Origin of the sequence: uncultured Fibrobacter sp. (assembly GCF_937877005.1) — a bacterium.
Classification (GTDB): Bacteria; Fibrobacterota; Fibrobacteria; order Fibrobacterales; family Fibrobacteraceae; genus Fibrobacter.
In genome coordinates, this window is record NZ_CALEFV010000320.1 from 1 (window position 1) to 23,084 (window position 23,084).

Annotated in this window: 17 protein-coding genes; 13 read left to right on the top strand and 4 right to left on the bottom strand. The window is 52.2% G+C overall.

Annotated features, from left to right (window positions below):
• The 3 genes from Q0628_RS14105 to Q0628_RS14115 form a co-directional block, all read left to right on the top strand.
• On the top strand, positions 1-210 hold a 210-nt coding region (locus Q0628_RS14105), incomplete at its 5' end, for a DHHA1 domain-containing protein (RefSeq protein ID WP_298772050.1).
• 126 nt (positions 211-336) lie between these two features.
• On the top strand, positions 337-1,614 hold the full coding sequence (locus Q0628_RS14110) for a fibrobacter succinogenes major paralogous domain-containing protein (protein WP_298772052.1): 1,278 nt from the start codon (positions 337-339) through the stop codon (positions 1,612-1,614).
• Between the two features lie 70 nt (positions 1,615-1,684).
• Positions 1,685-3,121 carry a sodium:alanine symporter family protein gene (locus tag Q0628_RS14115; RefSeq protein WP_298772054.1) on the top strand — a complete coding sequence of 479 codons (1,437 nt, stop codon included), beginning with the start codon at positions 1,685-1,687 and terminating at the stop codon, positions 3,119-3,121.
• An 86-nt stretch (positions 3,122-3,207) separates the two neighbouring features.
• Here Q0628_RS14115 and Q0628_RS14120 read toward each other — a convergent pair whose 3' ends face one another.
• Both Q0628_RS14120 and Q0628_RS14125 read right to left on the bottom strand, forming a co-directional pair.
• Positions 3,208-4,614 carry an endo-1,4-beta-xylanase gene (locus Q0628_RS14120; RefSeq protein ID WP_298772056.1) on the bottom strand — a complete coding sequence of 469 codons (1,407 nt, stop codon included), beginning with the start codon at positions 4,612-4,614 and terminating at the stop codon, positions 3,208-3,210.
• Between the two features lie 100 nt (positions 4,615-4,714).
• The gene (locus tag Q0628_RS14125; RefSeq protein WP_298772057.1) at positions 4,715-5,794 is read right to left on the bottom strand and encodes a GSCFA domain-containing protein; all 1,080 of its coding nucleotides are present in this window, start codon (positions 5,792-5,794) and stop codon (positions 4,715-4,717) included.
• A gap of 153 nt (positions 5,795-5,947) precedes the next feature.
• Between Q0628_RS14125 and Q0628_RS14130 the strand changes: the two genes are divergently transcribed.
• The 8 genes from Q0628_RS14130 to Q0628_RS14165 all read left to right on the top strand — a co-directional run bounded on the left by Q0628_RS14130 (position 5,948) and on the right by Q0628_RS14165 (position 16,147).
• Complete coding sequence (locus tag Q0628_RS14130; RefSeq protein WP_298772058.1) at positions 5,948-8,116, top strand: glycoside hydrolase family 9 protein; 2,169 nt, start codon at positions 5,948-5,950, stop codon at positions 8,114-8,116.
• A 60-nt stretch (positions 8,117-8,176) separates the two neighbouring features.
• Complete coding sequence (locus tag Q0628_RS14135; RefSeq protein WP_073114226.1) at positions 8,177-8,932, top strand: geranylgeranylglyceryl/heptaprenylglyceryl phosphate synthase; 756 nt, start codon at positions 8,177-8,179, stop codon at positions 8,930-8,932.
• A 287-nt stretch (positions 8,933-9,219) separates the two neighbouring features.
• On the top strand, positions 9,220-9,498 hold the full coding sequence (locus Q0628_RS14140) for a hypothetical protein (RefSeq protein WP_298772063.1): 279 nt from the start codon (positions 9,220-9,222) through the stop codon (positions 9,496-9,498).
• Positions 9,499-9,509: 11 nt separating this feature from the next.
• Positions 9,510-10,421 carry an ABC transporter ATP-binding protein gene (locus Q0628_RS14145; protein ID WP_298772065.1) on the top strand — a complete coding sequence of 304 codons (912 nt, stop codon included), beginning with the start codon at positions 9,510-9,512 and terminating at the stop codon, positions 10,419-10,421.
• A complete protein-coding gene (locus Q0628_RS14150) occupies positions 10,408-11,211 on the top strand; it encodes an ABC transporter permease (RefSeq protein WP_298772067.1) in 804 nt (267 codons plus the stop codon). The genes Q0628_RS14145 and Q0628_RS14150 overlap by 14 nt, the downstream gene beginning before the upstream one ends.
• Positions 11,208-12,839 (top strand): ATPase, T2SS/T4P/T4SS family, encoded by a 1,632-nt coding sequence (locus Q0628_RS14155; RefSeq protein WP_298772069.1) that lies wholly within the window; start codon positions 11,208-11,210, stop codon positions 12,837-12,839. The genes Q0628_RS14150 and Q0628_RS14155 overlap by 4 nt, the downstream gene beginning before the upstream one ends.
• Positions 12,840-12,849: 10 nt before the next feature.
• Entirely contained in the window at positions 12,850-13,848 is a 999-nt protein-coding gene (locus Q0628_RS14160) for an ATPase, T2SS/T4P/T4SS family (protein ID WP_298772070.1), read from the top strand.
• Positions 13,820-16,147 carry a patatin-like phospholipase family protein gene (locus Q0628_RS14165; RefSeq protein ID WP_298772072.1) on the top strand — a complete coding sequence of 776 codons (2,328 nt, stop codon included), beginning with the start codon at positions 13,820-13,822 and terminating at the stop codon, positions 16,145-16,147. Before Q0628_RS14160 ends, Q0628_RS14165 begins: the two co-directional genes overlap by 29 nt.
• 7 nt (positions 16,148-16,154) lie before the next feature.
• On the opposite strand, the gene Q0628_RS14170 is transcribed toward Q0628_RS14165, so the two are convergent.
• Positions 16,155-17,480: an MATE family efflux transporter gene (locus tag Q0628_RS14170; RefSeq protein WP_298772074.1), complete on the bottom strand. Its 1,326-nt coding sequence runs from the start codon at positions 17,478-17,480 to the stop codon at positions 16,155-16,157.
• 96 nt (positions 17,481-17,576) lie between these two features.
• Positions 17,577-18,584 carry an endolytic transglycosylase MltG gene (mltG, locus tag Q0628_RS14175; protein WP_298772075.1) on the bottom strand — a complete coding sequence of 336 codons (1,008 nt, stop codon included), beginning with the start codon at positions 18,582-18,584 and terminating at the stop codon, positions 17,577-17,579.
• Positions 18,585-18,680: 96 nt separating this feature from the next.
• On the opposite strand from mltG, the gene Q0628_RS14180 reads away from it, so the two are divergent.
• Entirely contained in the window at positions 18,681-19,118 is a 438-nt protein-coding gene (locus tag Q0628_RS14180) for a hypothetical protein (protein WP_298772077.1), read from the top strand.
• A 203-nt stretch (positions 19,119-19,321) separates the two neighbouring features.
• Positions 19,322-23,084: cellulase family glycosylhydrolase (locus Q0628_RS14185; protein WP_298772079.1), on the top strand; the 3,763-nt coding region annotated here is incomplete at its 3' end.

Below are 23,084 nucleotides of genomic sequence, written 5' to 3' on the forward strand. Positions count from 1 at the left end.
GGCAACGGAAGCATCGCCGTGATGGTGGGCAAGAACGTTCAGGCCAAGGGCATCAAGGCCGGTGACCTGGTCAAGGATCTCGCCGCAGCTTGCGGTGGCCGCGGCGGTGGACGCCCGGACCGCGCTCAGGCCGGCACCAAGGAAGTCGACAAGATTGCCGGTGCTATCGCCAACGCCAACAACTGGATTAGAGCGAAGCTGGGTGCTTAATTAAATAGCGCAACATTAACATGTCTCCCCCGACTTGGTCGGGGGTCTCTTTTTCAAAAGGTGACTCTCGCAATAAGCGGAGCGCCTTTTTTTATATTTAAATTCACATTTTTGAAATTGCCCAAAATGGAATGTTTAATGAAATGTCGAATAAATAACTTTTTTATTTATGTGGCCATTGTCGCACTGATTGCGGCTTGTGGCGATGATAGTTCTAGCAGTTCTAACGAAGTATTCTATAATACCAACTTTGAATATGTAACACTGATTGATGTCCGCGACGGGCAGAGTTATAGGACTATACCTATTGGTAGTCAAGTTTGGATGGCGGAAAATTTGAACTATGCATCGGATTCAAGTTGGTGCTACAACGATGATCCTAAAACCTGTGAGAATTTTGGTCGCCTGTATAACTGGAATGCCGCTTTAAATGCATGTCCGGAAGGATGGCACTTGCCCAGTAGGGCTGAATGGTGGACGCTGGTTGTAAATGTAGGCGGAAGATCTTTTGCTGGAATAGCATTGAAATCAACCTCGGTTTGGGTTACTGGTTATGAAAGAGATGGAATAGACAGTTATGGTTTTTCCATCCTGCCTAATGGGTACAAAGATTCTAGACAACAATATGTTTATGGCAATCGTTCGAGTGCTAGTTTTTGGTCGGTTTCTGGCAAAAGCAGTAATGATACAAATGCTTATGGTTTCTATATAGGTTATAATTACGGCCCGTCTATAGGTGATGCTAATAAAGATGAAGCTTTATCAGTGCGTTGTCTCCAGGATAAGTCTGGTGCCGAACAGATAGAGGGGACACTGACAGATTTACGTGATGGACAAACGTATAGAACGGTTGTCATTGGTAGTCAGGTTTGGATGGCGGAAAATTTGAACTTTGTCTTGGATTCAAGTGTATGCTATCTGAATGAGACAGAGTATTGCGATAAATACGGACGTCTGTACAAGTGGGTTGATGCTGTAAATGTATGTCCTGCAGGTTGGCATCTTCCTGATACAACAGAATGGAAAATTCTTTTTTCCGCTGTGGATGCTGGGCCTGAATATGCTGGTATAGAACTAAAGTCTGTTTCCGGTTGGGATAACGATTTTAACTATGATAGCGATGGAGATCTTTATGGTTTTTCTGCGCTTCCTGCAGGATATCGAATTCCTAGAAGCGATTTTATTCAATATTACTATGACGGTAACGATCCTGTTGCTATAATTCCCAGTAATGTCACCGCTTTTTTTGATGAAGAAAAGTATGGTGCATTTTTTTGGTCGGTTACGGAGGGTCTTGGCGATAAAGCTTTCAACATGCATTTATCGACCCGAGATCTGGGGGCTTATTTAGGTGCTTATTACGATAAGGAGAGCGCATTCTCTGTTCGTTGCGTAAGGGATTGACTTGCGCCTTGCTTGGAATTTTTGCATATATTAATATTATCTTTTGAACACTCTTTTGTTAGGAGATGCGATGATTGTCGATTTCTTGAACACGGTTGACAGCGTCCTTTATTACCCCATTCTGATTATCGTTCTCGCGTCTGCGGGTATTTACTTCAGCATTCGCACACGGTTTGTGCAAATTCGACTTTTTGTGGAAGCTGTTCGCACGCTGATTGAAAAGCCGCACGAGGCGGGCGGGGTTTCTTCGTTGCAAGCACTGCTTGTGTCTACGGCATCGCGCGTGGGTACAGGAAACATCATCGGTGTCTCGACGGCAATTTGCCTCGGTGGCGCCGGTGCCACTTTCTGGATGTGGGTGCTTGCTATTATCGGAGCATCGTCGGCGTTTGTCGAAAGCACGCTTGCGCAGGTGTACAAACATCGCGACCGTCGTACGAATGGCTGCTACGGTGGCCCTGCGTATTATATTGAAAGTGCGCTGCATAGCCGCTGGCTGGGCATCGTGTTTGCGGTGTTCCTGATTTCTACTTACGCGTTCGGCTTCAATCTGCTTTGCTCTTACAACCTGCAGTCGACTTTCGAAACATACAGTTTCTACAACCCGTCGGTCACGCCATGGATTATCGGCATAATCCTTGCGGTGTTGGTGGGTTTCTGCCTGTTCGGCGGTGGCAAGCGCATCGTAAAGACGACGGGAATCCTTGTCCCGGTCATGGGACTTTTCTATGTGATTCTTGCGACCATCATGCTGATTGCACATTTTAACTTGATTCCCTCTGTGATTGTCGCGATTATGCAGGATGCTTTTGACTTCCAGGCGATTGGTGGCGGCATTGCAGGCTCTTGCCTGATGTACGGCATCAAGCGTGGACTTTATTCCAACGAGGCTGGTGTGGGTTCCGCCCCGAATGCTGCGGCTGCGGCTCATGTTTCGCACCCGGTAAAGCAAGGCCTCGCGCAAATGCTTTCGGTGTATATCGATACGCTTTTCCTTTGTACGGCCACAGCCCTGATGTGCCTTGTTTCCGGCGTGCCGGGAACTGCCGAGAACGCAGGCGCCATGTACGTGCAGCAGGCTGTCTCTACGACGTTCGGTGCGGTGGGCCCGGTGTTCATTACGGTGGCGATGACGCTGTTCGCATTCACAACCCTTTTAGGTAACCTCTACTACGTGCACAACGCGATTGCATACATCAACAAGAAGAAAATGCCCGGCAAGAAGGCTATGACGGTGATTCATATATTGTGCAGCCTGGTGGTGCTCTTTGGCGCGGTGACTCCGATGGATGCCTGCTGGGCGCTTGCCGACATCACGATGGGCGGCATGGCGCTCATCAACCTGCCTGCGTGCGTCATTCTGGGAGGCGTCGCGTTCAAGGCACTCCGCGATTACGAATTCCAGCGCAAGCAGGGGCGCAACCCGGCCTTCATTGCAAGGCATATCGGCTTAGATGCCGAAAAACTCGATTACTGGCACCACAAGGAAAGGGATGAAAGGGAATAACCGAATTCCAAATCATGATATTAAAAAGGCTGCGATTCGTTTCGTAGCCTTTTGATATTCGTTGTAATTGTGGAGTACCGTGCGTTTTACTTTATCGCAATTTTCTGAGTGAGGTTCTTGGAGCCGTCGCGCATGCGCACGATGTATAGGCCTTCGGAAAGTCCGCTGAGTTCGACGGAACCTTTTACGTTCTTCTCGCTGAATACCGGGCGGCCCTGCATATCGAATACATCGACCTTGGCGGCGGTGGCGCCTGCAATAGAGAGTGTGCGACCGGTGAGACTCATCGAGAGATTGCTTGTGGATGCTACGGTCTTGATGGCGTCGATGGAATCGCCGCAAGCGTCCTCGCAGGGCGGATCAATGATGGCTTTCAAGCCGTAGGGCGAAACTACATCGTCGATGGGGTGCGCTTTGAGGCTCGCCATGACGCTGTCAAAGGCGGGTTTGGCCTTGTAATTCTTGTCCCAAAGCAGCCCCTGCGTCTTGCCCTGTGAACCGTCGAGCCAGCTGTGAGCATCGGTGAGTCCCCAAATCACGAATTCGCCCATGTTGGGTTCTTCAAGGAACACGTCCATGAACTGGCGGTACAAATGCCCCTGCTTAGCGTAGTCGGAAGCGCCGAGGCTGTTTGCAGAACCCTGCGGAAACCCGATGTCGAGTTCGGTGATGTTCAGCTTGACATCCAGTTCGGCGAGCGCCTTGGCGAATGCGCGGATATTCTGTGGCGTAGTTTCATGTGAAATTTCAATGTGTGTCTGCGTGCCTACACAAGTGATAGGTATACCGTTGGCTTTCCAGCGTTTCACCTGTTCCAATACAAAACTGGCCTTGGAACCATTACTGAGTCCCCATTCGATGGCGTAGTCGTTGTAGCAGAGTTCTGCATCTGGGTCAGCGGCGTGTGCCCACACGAAAGCGGAGTCCAAAAATTCAGGGCCTATACCTTCGTACCACACGGATCCCGAAGAACGCCAGCCATGAGGATTGTTGTCGTTGACGGCTTCGTTTACCACATCCCATTCGGCGACTTGGCCTTTCCAGTGCCCGACGACATGTTCGATATGATTTTTCAGCACGGCTAGCAATTTGTCTTTTTGACCGCTGTAGCTGTTTACCCAGCTGGGAACCTGGCTGTGCCAGGCGAGTGCATGGCCACGTACGCGCATGCCATTTTCCTGCGCGTATTTAATCATCTTGTCGCCCTTGTCATAGTTGAAATTGTTTTCGCTCGGTTCGGTCGCGTCGAATTTCATCTCGTTTTCTGCAACGACGGCGTTAAATTGAACTTTGTGGATTTGTTCAAATTCAGGTTCGATGCTGGCGCCCCATCCGCCACCGAACCATTCGCTGTTCAGAATGGCGCCGATATAGCGCCCGCGTTCCTCGGCAAGGCTGCGGAGCGTTTCGTCTGCGGCGAAGGCGCTTGTGAAACCTGTGCCAATAAGGGTTGCTCCGAGTGCAATACCGGTTACTGATTTCTTGAAAGACATCACTCTCTCCTTATGGATTTTTTCTAAAGATATATTCCAGAGGGAGAAATGTTGTGTTTCAAAAGCTAAAAGCGTTGTTAGGTGTTGTTAAAATAGCTCCCTAAAGTAGACTTTTTTCGCGGCTTAAGTCAAGACCGGGAATCTGTTTCTCAAGTTCGACTGCATGAACCTTGATTTTCTGTTGGAATTCCTGCGAGGAGGGGGAACTTTCGTTCTGAATCCGGTGGCATGCCATCTTCATGAACTTCTCGATTTTCGCCATGTTTTCGCGGGTGGTGTCGTTGCAGTAGGTTTCGACCATTCGCTCAAAGATGTATTCCTCGGCGGTTTTGGACAAATGAACCATGTCGTCGGCGTAAAAACGGTAATCCCGCAGTTCGTCCATTACGATTTCGTAGCTTGGGAAATATGTAACTGCGTCATTGCGAGGAGCCGAAGGCGACGCGGCAATCTCTGCAATTGCTTTTTCTATGCCGAGTAGTACCGTTGCCTTGGAAAGATTGTTGCCGTGTGCGCCGTCGCCCCTGTGCCTGATGGGCGATACCGTGAATACGATGCGGGGGGTGTTGTCGCTTGTAAATCTTGCAACGTCATTGCGAGCCGAAGGCGAAGCAATCCTGGTCTGATTTTTTATCTTGCGCAGATTTTCGACGATTTCGCGGATGGCACGGGCGACTTCTTCGACGGAAATCAGCCGACGCTCAAACATTTTCGGGTCTTGTCGGTGGCAGTTCGCGGCGACGATTCCCGTTTCTTTCAGCGTATAGACGAATGCCGAGCCGAGCGTCACGAATACGACATCGGCGTTGGCGATGAATTCGCGTGCGGTTGCAATGGCTGCGTTCAACTTGGCGATGCATTCTTCGCGGGAGCCTGCCGAAAGCGAACTATGTGCATCCCAGCAATGCCACAGGTTGTCGCCGTGGCCGTTGCCGCGGCATACGTCTTGGAACACATCGGCGTCGCCGTAGACTTTTCCATCGGCGATGTTCTTTACCATTTGGGCGATCGAAAGCGGGTTGTATACCGTCCCGAATGGGTTTGTCAGCACATTGAATTTCCGCGATGCGAACTGTGCCGAAATGTTGTCTGCAAAACACGACCCGAAAAACGCGATGCGGCTCGTGTAGTCGATTTTGAATCCGGACGCGGGGATGTCTACTTTCGTGAAAAAGTCCATGCCATTAATATAGTCAATAGTGATTGGCTTGCGCTTATGGGCGGCTCGTTGTGAAGCGCGTCACGCGCGGGTGTCGTTTTGGGGCGAAATGCGTTCCAAGTTGGAATAAAAATGGGGTCGCAATCGGGCCTGCCCTATACTATATTGAATAAAATGGCCCCATTGTTTCTACTAGTCGCATTCCTCGTACCTGCCGCTTTTGCGCAGGACGTGTTCATTACCGTCGACCAGTTCGGGTACCGCCCCGACGCAAAGAAGGTCGCCGTGTTGCGTAGCCCCGAGGTGGGTTACGACGCCGCGCTCTCGTACACTCCGGGCAGCGTGATGGAAGTCGTGGACAGCGCGACGGCGAAGGTTGTGTTTTCCGGTGCGCCAGTCGCCTTCCAGGAAGGCGCAATCGATACCGCCTCGGGCGATAAAGTCTGGTGGTTTGACTTCTCGCAGCTCAATACGCCGGGTACTTACTTTATCCGTGACAAGGCGGATAACCTGAAACAGTCTTTCTACTTCCGCATCCGGGACGACGTGTACAACGATATCTTGAAGGCGGCGATGCGCATGATGTTCTACCAGCGCGTAGGCATGGCGAAAGAGGAAAAGTATGCGGGCAAGGACTGGGCCGATGCCATGAACCACGCGCAGGACAAGGCGGCCCGTCTGTTTACCGACAGCACGAATGCCGCGACGGAACGTGACGTGAGCGGTGGGTGGTTCGATGCGGGCGACTTCAACAAGTACACCATCTGGAACGGCAACTACATCGAGACGCTTCTGCGCGCCTACATGGACGTGCCATGTGCATTTACCGACGACTACAACATTCCCGAATCGGGCAACGGGATTCCCGATGTCCTCGACGAGGTGAAATGGGGTATGGATCACCTGCTCCGCATGCAGAACGAGGACGGCTCGGTGCTCTCGGTGGTTGACGAGGACCACGTATCGCCCCCTTCGGCGGCGACGGGCCGCAGTTACTACGGCGCTCCCAACGCGATGTCTGCCTACTCTGCGGCGAAGGCGTTCGCGCTCGGTTCCATAGTTGCACAAAAGCGCGGGAACACCGAATACGCGACGACGCTCAAGGATGCCGCCCAGCGTGCCTACAAGTGGGCCGAGGCTCGTCCCGATTCCATGTTCTACAACAACAAGGCGGAATACGGCACCAAGGACCTTGCGGCGGGCCAGCAGGAAATCGATACCAACTACACGACGGGTGCACGCTTCGCGGTGAAGGTGGCTTCGGACTTTGCGATGTACGAACTCACCGGCGACGCGAAATACCTCGGGCGTTTCGAGGCGACTCCCGATAGCCTGCCCCTGATGCGGCAGTACGGCAGCTGGGCGCTCGACCAGTACCGCATTGCGCACGACTTGCTCTACCTGCAGTACCTGGGCTACAAGGATGCGGATGCCGAAGTGAAGGGAATCGTGCAGGAACGCTTCGTCTCGATTTTTGGACAAAGTAAGTATATTGCGGCGGGCCTGGGACATGACGGCTACCGCTCCTACATCCGCGACTACAACTGGGGTTCCAATTCGCACAAGGCTTCGAGCGGGCTCCTGTTCGACCTGATGGCGGGTAGCGACGGCGCGACCTCTGCAGAAGCGGGCGCATGGCACGATGCCGCGGAAGATTACCTGCACTACCTGCACGGCGTGAACCCGTTCGGCATGGTGTATCTCTCGAACATGGGCGGCTACGGTGCAGGCAAGAGCGTCACGAAGTTCTATCACGGGTGGTTTACGGGCGATAACCCCGCTCCGGGCTACGTGACGGGCGGTGCGAACTCCCGCTATGCGTGGGCGGCCTGCTGCAAGGAGTACGATGCCAACAACTCTGCGAAGGGTTGCGGGAGTGCCGCGAACAATGCGCTCTGCTATGCGGTATCGCTCCCGGTCGGGGAACCGCACGCGAAGATGTACGCGGATATCAACGAGGGCTGGCCCATCGATTCCTGGGAACTCACGGAACCCTCTCTCGGGTACCAGACGGCGTATATCCGGCTCATCTCGCGGTTCGTGAAGCAGAAGGGCGTGGATATCGGGGAAAAGTTCGGGAGTGACTCGGCGGATGCCGTGAAGCCTGTCGCCGCGCCGGCACAGGATCTGAACTTTACGCTCGCGGGTGAACGCCTTGAGGTCGTAAGCTCGGGCGATATCCGTGAAATCCGCCTATTCGACGTGAACAATCGCGAAACCCTGCGCTGGAACGGCAATGCCCGCCGCGTTTCGCTGGATATCTCTGCCCTGAAGCCGGGAGTATATGCCGTGAGGGCGGTTTCGGGCGCAAAAACGGTGACTCGCCTGGTGCTCAGGCGGTAGCCGCACTGAAATATTGTATCTTTAAGGGACGTGTTCCGCTTGTGAACGAAGGAATTGATTATGAAACCTGGTAAGACCGAACTTCGCCTGAACGCAGAAATCGAGAAACGCGGTGCGCTTTTTGCCGTGCTGTTGGATCCCGATACCTCTGACGAGGCCGCCTTTGTGAAGGCGGGCGCGATGGCTGCCGAAAACGGCGCTGATCTCTTGCTGGTAGGCGGGTCTTACCTGGGCAACTTCACGCTCCCGAAGCAGGTGGCTGCCCTCAAGGCCAACGTGGACTTGCCGGTAGTCCTTTTCCCGGGTGGCGCCTCTCAGGTGGTGCCTGGTTTTGACGCGATGCTTTTTATGACGCTTGTGAGCGGCCGAAATCCGAATTACCTGATTGACGAACAGGTGCGCGGTGGTGCCCTGGTGCGTGCCTTGAACATGGAAGCGATTCCGACGGCATACCAGTTGATTAACAGCGGCAAGCGTACCACGGTGGAATACATCAGTGGCACCATGCCGGTGCCTGCGAACAAGCCGAAACTCAGCATGGTGAACTCCATTGCTGCAGAACTCATGGGCATGCGCTACGTGTATCTGGAAGCGGGCAGCGGCGCAGAAGAACCCGTGCCGGTAGAACACATCGCCTATACCCGCAAGGCGACCGAGATGACCATCATTACTGGCGGTGGAATCAAGGATCCGCAGACTGCAGCGGTCCGCGTGGCTGCCGGCGCGAACATCATCGTGACCGGAACCCTCTGGGAAAAGGTCGAAGACCCGGCACTGCTCAAGGAATTTGCCGCCGCAATCCATGTGAAGGGCTAAAAAATTCGCATAGGTGCGTTGTAAAACTCCTCGCGTATCTTTGTACGCCATGTCGTTTCACGCCTGCTTCTGCTCGTTTTTGCAAAACTTCGTTTTTGAGCCTTTGCCTTGCGCTGATTGAATAGACGCTTCTCTTTTGAATTCTTGTAGTTGAAAGTCATTCCGAACTCGTTTCGGAATCAGCTTTTTTATAGGCTTTTTTGGAACGCGGCTTTTCCTTTACTCAAATATTTGTGTATTTTTCTTTAAAAGAAAAATGCACCGAAAGGTGCGGTTTTGAGGTATCTATGCGAAAACTTGTTGTCGTGACTTATGTACTTCGTGCACTGGGCTTTGTTCTTGTGCTTTTGATGCTTTTTGGACATAGCCTTGTCCTGAATATATTCCCGGGGCTGGAAGGTCATTCTATTAATCCGATTTTCTATTCGGGCATTGCGTGCTATGCGCTTGGTGCCGTGATTTATTTCTTTATCAACAAGAAAGCAAAGGAAGAACGGCGCCAACGCGAAATCGAGGAGGCCCAGACTCGGGCCTTTGGCAAGAATTCTGATGACCGGGACAACTGAATGGATGATTTATGATCAAGATTGAACATTTACATAAGACATACCATAGCGGTTTTCTGATGAAACCGAAGCTTGCACTCAAGGATGTAAGCTTTAACGTGGAACAAGGTCAGGTATATGGTTTTATCGGACCGAACGGTGCAGGCAAGTCTACGACCATTAAGGTCTTGACCGGTCTTCTGAATTTTGATTCGGGCAAGGTCCTTGTGAACGGAATTTCTCCGCGCGATGTCAAGAGCCGTAAATATATCGGGTATACTCCTGAGCAGCCCTACTTCTATGATTACCTGACGGGTCGCGAGTTGCTTCAGTTTTACGGCAAGCTAGTTGGACTTTCGGGTGCGGAGCTGAATAAGCGTGTCGACTGGTCGTTGGACCTGTTGCATGCGAACAAGGACTGGATTGACCGTCGCTTGCGTTCGTATTCCAAGGGCATGATGCAGCGCGTTGGTATTGCTCAGGCAATTCTAGGTAAGCCCAAACTGCTGATTCTCGATGAACCGATGAGCGGACTGGACCCAATGGGCCGTCGCGATGTGCGTGAAGCCATTATGGAACTTAACCGTACGGGTGTCACTATTTTTTATTCGAGCCACTTGCTGAGTGATGTAGAATCGATCAGCCATAAGGTGGCGATGATAGTGGACGGCAAAATCGTGCGCGAAGGAACCGTCGACGAGATTACGGAATCTTGCGGCGTGGAATACCATGTGCGTACCCGCGAAGCGATTCCGCTGGCAGAACTGCCCGAGGGGGTTACCCCCGCCGGTCACCCGCAGGAATGTGTATGTGCAGACGATGCCGCTCGTGACCGTCTATTGCATTACTGTTTGGATAAGGGCATTGCTGTGGAACGTATGGAACACAAGCGCCCGAGTCTCGAAGACATTTTGACAGAGGAGATTGCCCGTGCAGACGCTTAAGCATATTGGCATTATTGCCCTCAATACTTTCCGTGAATCCATTCGCGACAAGATTCTTTACAACATCGGATTCTTGGCGATAGCTCTTACGCTGTTTAGTATTGTGCTTGGAGAATGGTCCGTGTTTGACCGGTCCTATGTCATCAAGTCGACGACGCTGTCAGTGATGAGCCTATCGGGACTCCTGATTTCGATCTTTGTGGGTATCAGTCTGGTGCAGAAGGAAATTCAGCGGCGCACGGTTCTCACACTCTTGTCCAAACCGATTAGCCGTGTGGCCTTTATCGTGGGCAAGTATTTTGGATTGCTTGCGGTCGTGGCGGTGCATTTGGTACTTCTCACGCTAATCTATTACGCAATTCTTTTCGTGACGGGATCGGACCCGACGCTCAGCCTGCTTACGGCTATTTACCTGATTTTCTGTGAGATGGCGGTGGTCATTGCCGTTGCGCTCCTGTTTAGCAGCTTCAGCAGTACGGTGCTTAGCGCTCTGTTTACTTTGGGTGTTTACTTTGCGGGTCACTTGAGTGATCAGCTCCTGGAACAGGTCCGCTTTGCAAGCCGTATGGGAGAAATGGGCGATGCGTCTACGGCTCTTTTCGAAAAAATGGCCATTGTGATTCATGCAGTCTTTCCTGGACTCTATCGTTATAATGTGACAAGCTACGTTGTCCATGGTTTGGCGCTTCCGGACTTGTATCTGTTCTGGAATACTGTTTATGCAATCGGTTATGTGGGTGTATTCCTTGCGATTGCTAGCTGGTGGTTTAGCCGGAGGGATTTCCTATGAGAAACCAGTACATGGCAAAAGTCCTTGTGCATAACAAGGTCGTGACGGAAGCTCAGATTAAGGCGCACTGGTCCGAGATAACGGACAAGAAAGATATTGGTCAGGTCCTTGTGGATGCAGGTGTTTTGCAGCCTCCGATGTATATCAAGGTTCTTGCTTTTGTCAAGCAGATCGAAGCGAAAGCTGCCGCAGAAGCTGATGGTAAGGCTCCGGCAACCAGTGCCCCGGCGTCTGTTGCCAGTGCATCTACAAAACCGGCTGCATCGCAGACAGCTCGTTTTGAAGCGCCTCCGGCCTCAGCCCCCTCTGTAGCGCCTGCCCCTCAGCCGGCTGCTGAACAGGAAGGCTTGCATATCGAAGGCAATAGCCTTTATGGCGAGGTTTCCACTTCAAATATGGAAGTGGAATCCGTAGCGGGGCTTGAATCGACAAGTATCAGTACGGTGCAGGTCCAGGCAGAAGCCGAAGCGGAAACTTCCGAAGAAGAAACCGAGAAGTTGCCTAGTCGCTTTGCCATTTTAACTGGAGAAGGTACTCCGGTAGAAGCTCCTGAAACGATTCGGCCCATGACGAATATGGCGCAGCTGATTGCCTTTGCCCGCAAGTTCAATGCGACGGATATTTACCTGTATGCGGGGCGTCCTGTGGTGATGCGACAGTCGGGAGCTCTCTTTGTGGCGTCGGAACAGCCTCTAGATTTGTCTCGCATTAATGAACGCCTGGACGAGGCGTCGAAAGGATTCTCGGATGGCTATAAGATTGTTGTCGGGAAGAACTTCAGCAAGACAATAGGTCTTGCCGGTGTCGGTCGTGCCCGTATGACCGTAACCTGGAATGGAACCAATCCGAGTATCGCAATTCGCGTGATTCCGCAGGAATCTACGACGCTTGAAAATCTCTACTTGCCGGCTTTCTGCAATCAGTTTGCCGAACTCAATAGCGGTCTGATTCTTGTGGCAGGGCCTGCGGCTAGCGGTCGTTCGACAACGATGGCGACATTTGCCGAGACGATAGCGGCGAATCGCGATGTGTACATACAGACTATCGAAAAGCCGATTGAACGCCTGCTGCAGAATCCCCGCGGAGCAATCGCTCAACGTGAAGTGGGACTTCATGTGCGTACGGGAATCGAGGGCATTGAACTTGCCATGCAGAGCGGGGCAGATGTCATTGTGTTCGATCATCTAGAAAATATGGACGAACTGTCGATGCTGCTGCGTGCTTCGAATTCGGGCGCTCTCGTGTTCGCTTCTGCGGTTGGAAACAATGTGCATGCGCTTCTATCCCGCTTGATTTCTTCCGTGTCGGAACAAAACCGTACGGCCTTTGCGAATTCCCTTGCGGAGCAACTGAAGGGAATTATCGTTCAGCACTTGATTCCCATTGTACAGAATCAGGGGCAGGTGCTTGCTGTAGAGGCGACCAAGATGACCTCGACCATGGCGAACATGTTGCGTCGCGGCGAGATAGCCCAGTTGGCTGCCGCTATAAGTAGTCAGGGAAGTCAGGGAATTTCCTTGGATGACTCTCTGCAGAAGTGTGTCGAATCGGGTTACATTGACGGGGCCGAAGCGTGGATGCGCGCTGTCGATGGCCGTCGCTTTGCTTCTTACCGTCCGGCAAATTGAGGAGACCGCTATGGCAACTGAAATTGAATCCTTGTTGGAATATACTTTGAATGTGGGCGCAAGCGAACTCGTGGTTACCGAGGGGGCGTCCGCGGCGGTCCGCCTCGCCGGAAAAGTTTGCGCCATTCCCGATGCTCCTCCTGTCGAAGTGGGTGCGCTAAGGGCTTTTCTAGGCTCGATGGATGGTGAAGCAGGAACTCTGATGGGTGGCCCATGGTGCGGTTCGCGTTTCCGTGTCCGCTACAACCGAACGGCTCTCGGTAATTCGGCGATTTTTAGGCCGATGCTTGACGAGTGCCCCGATTTTTCGACATTGGGCGCGCCCCAGTCCCTTTCTGCTCTTCTCGGCATGCGCTCAGGCCTAGTCGTCTTTGCAGGGCCAGCTTGCTGTGGCAAGACGACGACGGCTACGGCCTATGTTTCCGCTCTTTGCCAGTCGGGCGTTCTTCGCGTGAGTTTTTTGGACAAGGAATCCGAACTTCCGGTCAAGTACGGTGACTGCCTGGTTCTTCAGAATACTACGGGAGACACACCGGAAAAAATGGAACAGGCGCTGCGCAGTGGCATAGACGTGATATGGCTGGGCGACTTTGAGGGGCTTTCGCTGATTCCTGTGCTTCGTGCGGCGGAGGCGGGAGCGCTTGTCGTGCTCACGGTCACCGCGGGTAACGCGGTGGGCGCCCTGGACGCCTTGCTTTCGGCCGAATCCCTTGAAAATCGCGATTTGGCTCGCAATATGCTTGCAGCCGTATTGAAGGGAATCGTGGTTCAGCGACTTTTGCCGGGGGCCCAGGGCGCGGTCTCCGCTTGGGAAATCCTTTACGGTTCGCAGAATGTCGCATCCCGTATCCGTAGCGGCGAATATTATACGCTCCCGTCGATTATGTCGGCCTCTGCTTCCGAAGGCATGATGCTTATGGATGATTGCCTTGCCGAATTGGTCAAGGCGGGCTACGTGACTCAGGAGGATGCGGCGAGGTATGCATCTGTTCCGGCACGTTTGGGATAGCGTTCTGAAAGCGAAGTGTCGTGCGGTCCTGCTTCTGTTGGGACTGCCTTTTGTGGCGTTTGCGACAGGAACTCTCGACGGAGATTCCCTGACAAACCAGGATGTTCCCGTTCTCGATACCCTTGTAGAATCCGTTGCCGCGGATACCCTGAAAAAAGAAACGACGGATTCTTCCTCGGTCAAGACGGTTCTTTACCTAGGTGGTGGAGAGCGTTCGCCGTGGTTCCAATTGGGCGTACTTTACGCCATAGAGGAATACGGCATTCCCGTCGATTCGATTGTTGCAACATCGTGGGGTGCCTGGATGGGAGCCTTGTGGTCTCGTGGAGTGCCCCTGGATGACATACAGAAGCTGATGCTGGATTCGGCGATTGCGCCATTTGTCGGCCATGATCTTTCTGCTCCGGGGTCGGAGCTCGGTTATAAGAAGGCGGATGCGCATGGAATACCCATTTCTATTTCTGGAATTCCCTCGATACGGCAGCGGTTTACCTTGTCTACAGATTCGACTCATTTTATGGAACGCCACAAGAAACCTTTAGTGGTTGATTCGATGCAGGTGGTTCGGGCCTTGGCCAGACTCCGTTTTCAGGAAAGCCTCTATCGCCAGCGTGGCCCTTATAAGATTCCGATCGCTGTTATGGGTTGTAAGGAGGGATATCCTGAACTGAAGGATAATTCAACGAAAGAAATCATTGCGTCCCTTCCGCTTTGGGTGCGTTCGCAGGATCGCGTGAACTCCGTATCCGGAGAACTGTGTCCCTATCTTTCTTTGCCAATCGAGGACTCCATGTCGGAACTCCCGATTGTCGTTGTCTCCGATCCCTTGCGCGGATCCTTGTCGGGTGACGAACGCTCCGTTCTCTTGAAAAGGCAGGCGCTTTCGCAACTGGTGAATCAGCCGGGCGTAATTGTCCGGGCCCATACGATACTTGATACGGCCCGTGCGGTCTGGATACAGGCTGGTTTCACTTCGTTTGAAAAGCTACTATCCGACTTTAAGGTTCTGAATGGACGACGTGTCGCTTATGACAGGGATCGTCGCGGAGCAAAGCCCTGGTTCCGGTATGAACCTGCTTTTGACAGTCTTCCTTCACAGACGCATGGTCCCGTCATGAGTTATTGGAACAAGGCTGATACGGGTATAGTGGCGCCGCGACAGTTTGCCTATGGAGTGCTGGAAAACCCCGCTTACGATACCCTTGATTTAAACATGTTGCCTAGCGGTGCCCTTGCAGTGGAAACTTCTGTTCATCCGACCTTTGATGTAGCTGTGGGCGGTTTCGGCTCGAATGCGATTGGACCTAACGCCTATTTCGAAGCGTCCATGCACCATGTGGACCATGTGGAAATAGAACTGGTACTGGCTGGTTTCTGGGGTGGGACTTCTTATGGATTGCAGCCTCGGTTGAATGTTTCCAAGTTGATGAATCGCCGCTGGGAATTGCAGCTAGGTTATGACTTCCTGAAGCTTTCTCCGTTAAAGTCGTTTAACGGGAGCATGAGCAGCCATATGCGCATCGTCACGGAAAGGCGTAACGACCTGAGGATGAATGTATTCTATTCTGCGGATAGCTATCAGCGGTTTTCCGCAGAATTTGTTTTTGGTTCCAGGACCTTTGAACTGGAACGCAAAAATTATGGTGGCAAGGAAATAGAAACTTACCCGGTTTCGCCCATGCTCCATTATCGTTACCTGAACGGCGTCGATGATGACTGGTTTGCGACTGGTGGACATGTCCTGAATGTATGGGGCGGCTTTGAATCGATCGGTTTTGATGATGGCATTATAGATGTGGTTCCGATTTACTGGATACTTTTGGCTGATGCGCGCTGGACCATGTCTCCATTGCGTTTCTTGACCTTGACTGCCGCTGCGGCAGGTGGCATTGAGCGTTATCACGATGAAGGCCATGGCTATGTATCGCCCAGGTCTTTTGGATATGCGCCTCTCGATATCGCCTACCGCCAGCATGCACCTGCATCGCCCTGGTCGATGGAATGGTACAATCCGGAACTCTCTTCGCATGAATATGGTCTGATTCGAACCAGTATATCGCTACATGGAGATCATTTCGGAGCATGGGTCTTCGGAGCCTATTATCATGACTTTGAGGATTCTCCCTTCGCAAGTCTCGATGTGAACAAGTTCGTCTTTGAACCTGCTCTACGCTTTGCTTACAGGTCCGTCGTGATTTATGCGGGTTTGAACCGGATTGTCGATACCGACACCTTTGGTGACCTGACCCGGTTCAGGGACTACAATTATTTTATCAGAATCGGAAACTACGAGTTCTAGGCAAGTCCTAGACGACTCCGTACTGTTTCCACTTGCCTCCGCGCCAACGGATGTAGTTGACGATGGACCGGTAGAATTCGTCGCTTGCCATGCCGAGCCAAATTCCGACGAGGCCTAGCTCAAGTCCGAAGGCGAGCAGCAATGCGGTGCCGAGACCGCAGGTCCACATCATGGCGGAACCGACGATGGCCGGGAACTTTGAATCACCCGATGCGCGGAGTGCTGCGGTAATGACCATGTTTGCAGCCTTGAACGGTTGCAAGAAGACGTCACACCAAAGGCAGAGCTTTCCGAGGCGAATGACTTCGGGATCGCTGGTATAGAACGAAAGCAGCTGCCCTCCAAAGAGCGCAACGACAATGGCCACGATGAGGCTGCTCGAACAGCCGGCCATTAGACTTTGGTGGAGTCTGCGATTGGCTTTTTCAAAATCGTGAGCGCCGACGAGATGTGCCACCAGAATCTGGTTTCCGCAGCTGAGCCCTACGCTCAGGATCACGGCGAGCATGGCGAAGTTCCCGCTGAAGATGCGCGCAGTCATGGCGGTAATGCCAAGGTGAACGACGATGGCGGTCAGCACGACCTGGAAAATTTGGAAACTGAGAGGTTCCACTGCCGCGGGAAATCCGATGCGGATCCAGTCGGGAAGGATGACGCGGGAACGCTTGAAATCTGTCTTGCGTATCTTGTGGTGAATCTTGTAGCGAAGAATGAGGTAGAGGATGCCCGATGCGATGAGCCACGAGAGCATGGTGGCGAGAGCGACTCCCTTGACTCCCATCTGCGGAAAACCGAGGTAGCCATTCAGGAATACCACGTTCATTGCCGCGTTCGAGATGATGGTGATGATATTGCCGAGCAAGTTCCAGACGGTGAGTCCGTGGGTTGCAATCAAGGATGTGAGTGTCGATTGCAGGGCCCTGAAGGCGAAACCGATGGCGACGACATGCAAAAAGTCGCGGGCGTGCACGGCGGCATCGCCTTGCAGTCCCATCCAGCAGACAATCTGGTTGGCAAGCGGAATGACGATTAAGGTAATGGCAATGCCGAGAAGCAGGCTGCCGAGTAGGACCATGGTCTGGGTGGTGCCCGCTTGCCGAGGACGCTCCGCCCCGATAAACTGGGAGGCGATGCTCGCCCCTGCCTGGGCGAAAGCCTGAATGGCCATAAAGAGGGCGCCCAGGACGGGCATGAGTGCCCCCACGCCCGCTGCCGCCGTTTCGGAGGTGCGCGACAGGAACCAGCTGTCCATCATCGGCTGACAAGTCGCGATGCCGAAGGTGATGAAAAGCGGCCAGGACAGGCTTAGGAGGGATCGATCCTTGACTTGCATAGCGGCGCAAATGTTAGCAATGTCAGGACTTTAAGGCTAGAGTGTCTCAAAAATATTCTGTATACAGGAGTGCGCGGATTTGTTGCCGGACAGGCCCTATTCTCCCCGGTTCCTTGCCGCGACATCCTTGTATCGGTTGTGGTCGGAAAGGTTCTTGCTGAAGAAGTGGGTCATGCTGCCGTCGTCTTTGGCAACAAAGTAAAGGGCATCGGTCTGGGCGGGGAAGAGCGCCGCCTGGATAGCCTTGCGCCCCGGATTCGAGATGGGACCAGGCATGAGTCCCTTGAATTTGCGGGTGTTGTAGGGGCTGTCGCTGTTAAGTTGGCTCTTGTAGATGGGACCGGTCAGGTTTCTGAAGATGAACCGCACCGTGGGGTCGGCCCCGAGTGGCATGCCGATACGGAGTCGGTTGTGGAATACGCCAGCGATTAGCGGACGTTCCTCGGGAATACCCGTCTCTTCTTCGACGACGCTTGCGAGGGTGAGAACCTTATGCCAGTTTCCGAGGGTTTCCCACATGGAACCGGGCGCTTTTTGCATTTCGTCGCGCAGTTTGAGGTTTGCTGCCACCATCTGCTTCAATATGACTTCCTCGTCGGCATCGATGGGGAACGGGTAGGTGTCAGGGAGCAGGTAGCCTTCTAGCGAGTTGGCCTCGATTCCGAGAGAATGGGCGAACTTCGGGTCCTGGACGAGCTTGTTCCACCGTTCTTCGCTAAAGTTTGGGTAAGCCTTCTTGATGTAGGAGGGGATTTCCCACGAGGCTCGGCCTTCGGGAATGGTCACATGGCGGACTGCGTTCTTTCCGCTTTCAATAATGGAGAGAACTTGAGGAAGCGTGAGCCCGGCGGGAATCTCGAACCATCCCGCCTTGAGGTTCGGTTTCATTTTCCGGATGGTCAACCGGAAGGCGAGGTCGTCGGACCAAATGCCGTTCTTTTCAAGAATCTGGAAAATTTTGGTGGGGGAGCTGCCCCTGGGAACTTCCAGAAGCACCGTATCCTTATTTTGGGCCGTTTCCGAGAGCCTCGATTTGATATTTATGGCTGCAAAAGTGCCCAAAAGAGCCAAAATAAGGGCTAAAAAAAGTAAAATCTTCTTCATAACGCAAAAATTTAAAAGAAATTGTGACAAAAGTCAAAAATAAAAGGTATATTCCTATCTGCATTGTCAAGTTTTAACCTGTTTCTGAGGAAAGATATGAAAAAGGTGCTTTTAATTGCTCTCGTTCTGCTGGTCGGATTCTCTTTCGGTGCCGGTAAGAAAGTGAAGTCCAAGCTGGGTGACATTGACCTGACCAAGGAAAAAGATGGTGGTGCTGTTGTTTGCACGGCTGGCTTTAACGACGAGTTGACCATCGTGAAGGACGGCGATACCGAAGTGCTCGTGAAGGGTAACTGCGGTCAGGGTTGGGTTGCCAAGTCCAAGATTGAATATGTTGCTCAGGCAGCAGGTGACAAGTCCATGAAACTCGAAGGCGTGGACGTGGTTGGCTGGCTCGATAACCCGAGCGCCGTGTTCGTGTTGGAAAACGATGACCTCGACTTCGACGGTGTGAATATCGACCGTGACTTCAAGGAATACTTGCAGCACACGATGGACCGTGAACAGATGGAAATGCACAACAACGAAAACTAGCTGTTGAATCGTTTCGGATGTTTTGCCCCGCCTATGAGCGGGGCTTTTTTTGTGGGTACTGGTTAAAAAACGGAACAAAACCCTTCAAAAAGATTGTATTGTATACTGTCGTGTCCGGCTTTCATTGAGGAGTGTTTCCTGTCACATGGATTTTAGACATGATGAAATTATATTTGGAATTAGGTGTATCTTTAAGGATGTTTATGAAAAAATTGTTCAGTGCGAAGTTTTTGGGCCTAGGCATTCTTGCCATGGGTCTTGTTTCAGTCTCGTTTGGACGCGTGGGGCCAGTAAGCCAGTACGGCCAACTCCAGGCGGGCAAGAATTCCAGCGGCAAGGGCCAGATCTATGGTTCCTGTAAGGGCGTTACGAGCGGTAACGAGGTTGCTGTACAGGGCATGAGCCTCTTCTGGAGTATTTCGAGCGATGTGGGTTCACCTTTCTGGACCGCAGATATCGTGAGTGGGCTTGTGCAGAAACAAAACATCCAGATTATCCGTGCACCGATGGGTGTCGACGAGGACTGGGGTTCCGGCAACTACTTCACCAAGGAAGGTTACTACCAGGGCCTGATGAATACAGTGGTACAGGCCGCCATCGACAACGACATCTACGTGATTATCGACTACCACAGCCACAAGGCCTCCGACAATGTCGACAACGCCAAGAAGTTCTTTGGCTACATGGCGCAGAAGTGGGGCAAGTACGACAACGTTATCTTTGAAGTTTTCAATGAGCCCACCTCGCAGTCCTGGGGCACTATCAAGACTTATGCCGAAGCGGTCGTTTCGACAATCCGCCAGTATTCCGACAACCTGATTCTCGTGGGTAACCGAAGCTGGGACCAGTACCCGAGCGATGCTATCGGTAGCGAGGTTTCGGATTCCAAGAAGAATATCGCCTATACGTTCCATTTCTATGCGGGGACGCATTCTACCGGTAATGAAGGGGCGAATGCCGTGCGCGCCATGAACAGCGGGCTTTCCGTATTCGTTTCGGAATGGGGAACGGTGAATGCCGACGGCGATGGTGGAGTGAGCGGCTATGCTTCCACATGGATCAACTGGATGAAGGATCACAAGCTTTCCGGTGCGAACTGGGCCGTGTCCAACAAGAACGAGGGAGCTTCCTACTTTAGCGGGAGCGCCTGGAACTACTCCAACAGCGGTCAGTGGGTGAATACGAATGTTTTCGGTTCGCTGCCCAAGTCGTATACGGCCTGTAGCGGATCTACTCCGTCATCGAGCAGTTCTGTCGCAAGTTCCTCGAGCTTTGTTCAGCCGGCGGGGACTACGGACTATATCGATGATCTTGAGGATGGTGATAACTTCGCCTTTACCGGTGGTGAATGGTACGCCTATACCGACGAAGGTGATAATGGTGCGTCGACCATTACTAACGGTCCCGGTAACAAGGGTGGCTACAATGTTGTCATTCCGGGCTCCACGGCGGGTAGTTCTACCAAGTATACGGCGGGCATTACTGGCGTAAAGCTTTCGCAGGGTGGCAACAAGTACAATCCGTACGTGGCCCTCAGTGTCGCATTGAATGCAACGCAGACGGCTTATGACCTTTCCGCCTGTTCTGAAATTACTTACAAGTACAAGGGTGCCGCCCATAACTTCAAGGCTGAAGATACGGCTGTTCAGGATTATGGGTATCACCAGATTACGAAGACTGCTGCGTCTTCATGGACAACCGTGACGATTCCGTGGGACATGCTTACGCAGGAATCCTGGGCCGACAATGTGTCGCTTTCGAAAAAGCGCATCAACAAGTTTACCTGGGAAATCAAGGGAACTCAGCCGAGCATGAACTACCTGTATGTCGATGACGTGCGCTGCTCTGGCATGGCCATAAGGCCGGTCGCCTCGCCGTCCAGTTCAAGCTCTAGTTCCGCCAGGTCCAGTAGCTCTTCGGTGAATTCCTCTTCTAGCGTGGCATCGAGTAGCTCCGTCATGTCGTCTTCCAGTATGGCAACGGTTGTTGTGACGGGTGACCTGAAACAGACTGTTCAACAGGGTGGCGTTTTCCAGCCGGTTATTTTCACGAACGTGAACAAGGGTTATCGACAGACGCAGAATGCATATTTCTTGAACATTTCGCTTTCGGGAACGACGCTTGTTGTCGACGGCACGGTTCCTGCCAATACAAATGCCGGTAAGTATGTCGAGAACATTTATGTAAATGGTGATATCTATGAGATTGAGGTGACGGTAACGGAGACCCAGTCAAGCAGTAGCGTTGCATCGAGTAGTTCCGAAAACAGTTCTTCCTCGGTTGTGGTGAGTGACAAGTGGGAAGGCAATGCCCAAATTACGAATGACTCCAATGAAGGGGTGACCATCGGTGCGTCGAATGACTGGATTTCGGATCGCGTTATCAGAAAGAACTTAGGCGAGATTACTTCGGGTGAAACCTATACACTCTCTTTTGTGGCAACTTTGCAGCAGAACACGATGGATATGGCTGTTTCGCTCGGCGAGTATTGCAATGAATCTGTCGCGCTATCCGCAACTGCGGGCGATTCGAAGTTCTCCTGCGTCCTTACGGCCAGGAAAGATGAATCTGCAATTTTGACGCTGACTTTGCCCGGTTCCCGCTGGGAATCGGTGACGATTGCGAATCTTTCGCTCGAGAAGGGAGCCGACTCTTCTGTGGTGTCACAGACCATTGCAATTGAACATGTCAGTGGCAGTCTGAACCAGACGGTGGTTGCAGGAAATGAGATTGAGCCGGTTGTCTTCAGCTATGAGAATATAAGGCATATTTCTGTCGAGGGCTTGCCGAAGGGCTTGAAAAAAAATCTAGATACACTGGCAGGCACCTATACGATTTTAGGGGCCATTCCCGATACGTTGAACGACAAGGAATACGGCTACACGGTGACATTCACTGGAATTGAAGATAGTGTAGTGACAGCGGCAGGAACGATTACGGTGAAGCACAAACCCGTTGCAACGACTGTTGTGCTTTCGAGCGGCAACGAAACGCAGACTGTAACTGCTGGTGACTCCATTGTGCCGATTGTGTTTAGTTACGAAAACTTGAAGTCTGCACGGGTACTCGGTTTACCCGAAGGTGATTTAACCGTATCGCAGGACAAGAGTGCGAAGACTCTGACAGTCGCTGGCGCCGTAAACGAGGCTCTCAGGGATGGAGAATACCAAGTGAAGGTCGTTGTGGAAGGCTTGGATAATGGTGATACTGCCTTTGCAAAGATTGTCGTGAAACATAAGCCCGTTGTAACGACTATTGCACTCACTAGCGGTAATGCGACGCAGACTGTAACCGCTGGCGAGGTTATTGAGCCGCTCGTGTTCACATATGCGAATATGAAGTCCATCGAGATGAGCGGTGCTCCGGAAGGCCTGACCATGGCAAAGGACGATACTTTGGGTACGGTTACTGTTGAAGGGACTGTGGATGCATCTCTTACGGATGGCGAGTATACGGTGATGCTTGTGGCTGTCGGTGCCGATAATAAAGATACAGCCTTTGCAAAGATTGTCGTGAAACATGCTCCTTTGGTAACTGTATTCGAGTTGGAAAGTGAAAATGCGGATCGAACTGTGACTGCTGGCGATACCATTTTGCCGATAGTCTACAGATATGAAAATGTGACGACTATTGAAGCTTCTGGACTGCCTGCAGGTCTAAAGGCCTCGATGGACAAGAATGCGAAATTGTTCAAGATCTTCGGTACCGTGGATGTGGATGCGGTAGCACAGGAATATGTCTTTACGATTGAAGTGACGGGTATAGATTCTAACACTTCGACTACAGGAAAGATTGTTGTGGAACAGTCTTCCTCCAGCGAACAGTCTTCGGCATCGGAATCTTCTGATTCCCAGTCGTCCGATTCTCAGTCTTCGGCATCGGAATCTTCTGATTCCCAGTCGTCCGACTCCCAGTCTTCGGCATCGGAATCTTCTGATTCCCAGTCGTCCGACTCCCAGTCTTCGG

Coding starts and splice junctions, on each gene's coding strand:
- Q0628_RS14110 (WP_298772052.1), top strand. CDS start 337: ATGGAATGTTTAATGAAATGTCGAATAAATAACTTTTTTATTTATGTG.
- Q0628_RS14115 (WP_298772054.1), top strand. CDS start 1,685: ATGATTGTCGATTTCTTGAACACGGTTGACAGCGTCCTTTATTACCCC.
- Q0628_RS14120 (WP_298772056.1), bottom strand. CDS start 4,614: ATGTCTTTCAAGAAATCAGTAACCGGTATTGCACTCGGAGCAACCCTT.
- Q0628_RS14125 (WP_298772057.1), bottom strand. CDS start 5,794: ATGGACTTTTTCACGAAAGTAGACATCCCCGCGTCCGGATTCAAAATC.
- Q0628_RS14130 (WP_298772058.1), top strand. CDS start 5,948: ATGGCCCCATTGTTTCTACTAGTCGCATTCCTCGTACCTGCCGCTTTT.
- Q0628_RS14135 (WP_073114226.1), top strand. CDS start 8,177: ATGAAACCTGGTAAGACCGAACTTCGCCTGAACGCAGAAATCGAGAAA.
- Q0628_RS14140 (WP_298772063.1), top strand. CDS start 9,220: ATGCGAAAACTTGTTGTCGTGACTTATGTACTTCGTGCACTGGGCTTT.
- Q0628_RS14145 (WP_298772065.1), top strand. CDS start 9,510: ATGATCAAGATTGAACATTTACATAAGACATACCATAGCGGTTTTCTG.
- Q0628_RS14155 (WP_298772069.1), top strand. CDS start 11,208: ATGAGAAACCAGTACATGGCAAAAGTCCTTGTGCATAACAAGGTCGTG.
- Q0628_RS14160 (WP_298772070.1), top strand. CDS start 12,850: ATGGCAACTGAAATTGAATCCTTGTTGGAATATACTTTGAATGTGGGC.
- Q0628_RS14165 (WP_298772072.1), top strand. CDS start 13,820: ATGCATCTGTTCCGGCACGTTTGGGATAGCGTTCTGAAAGCGAAGTGT.
- Q0628_RS14170 (WP_298772074.1), bottom strand. CDS start 17,480: ATGCAAGTCAAGGATCGATCCCTCCTAAGCCTGTCCTGGCCGCTTTTC.
- mltG (WP_298772075.1), bottom strand. CDS start 18,584: ATGAAGAAGATTTTACTTTTTTTAGCCCTTATTTTGGCTCTTTTGGGC.
- Q0628_RS14180 (WP_298772077.1), top strand. CDS start 18,681: ATGAAAAAGGTGCTTTTAATTGCTCTCGTTCTGCTGGTCGGATTCTCT.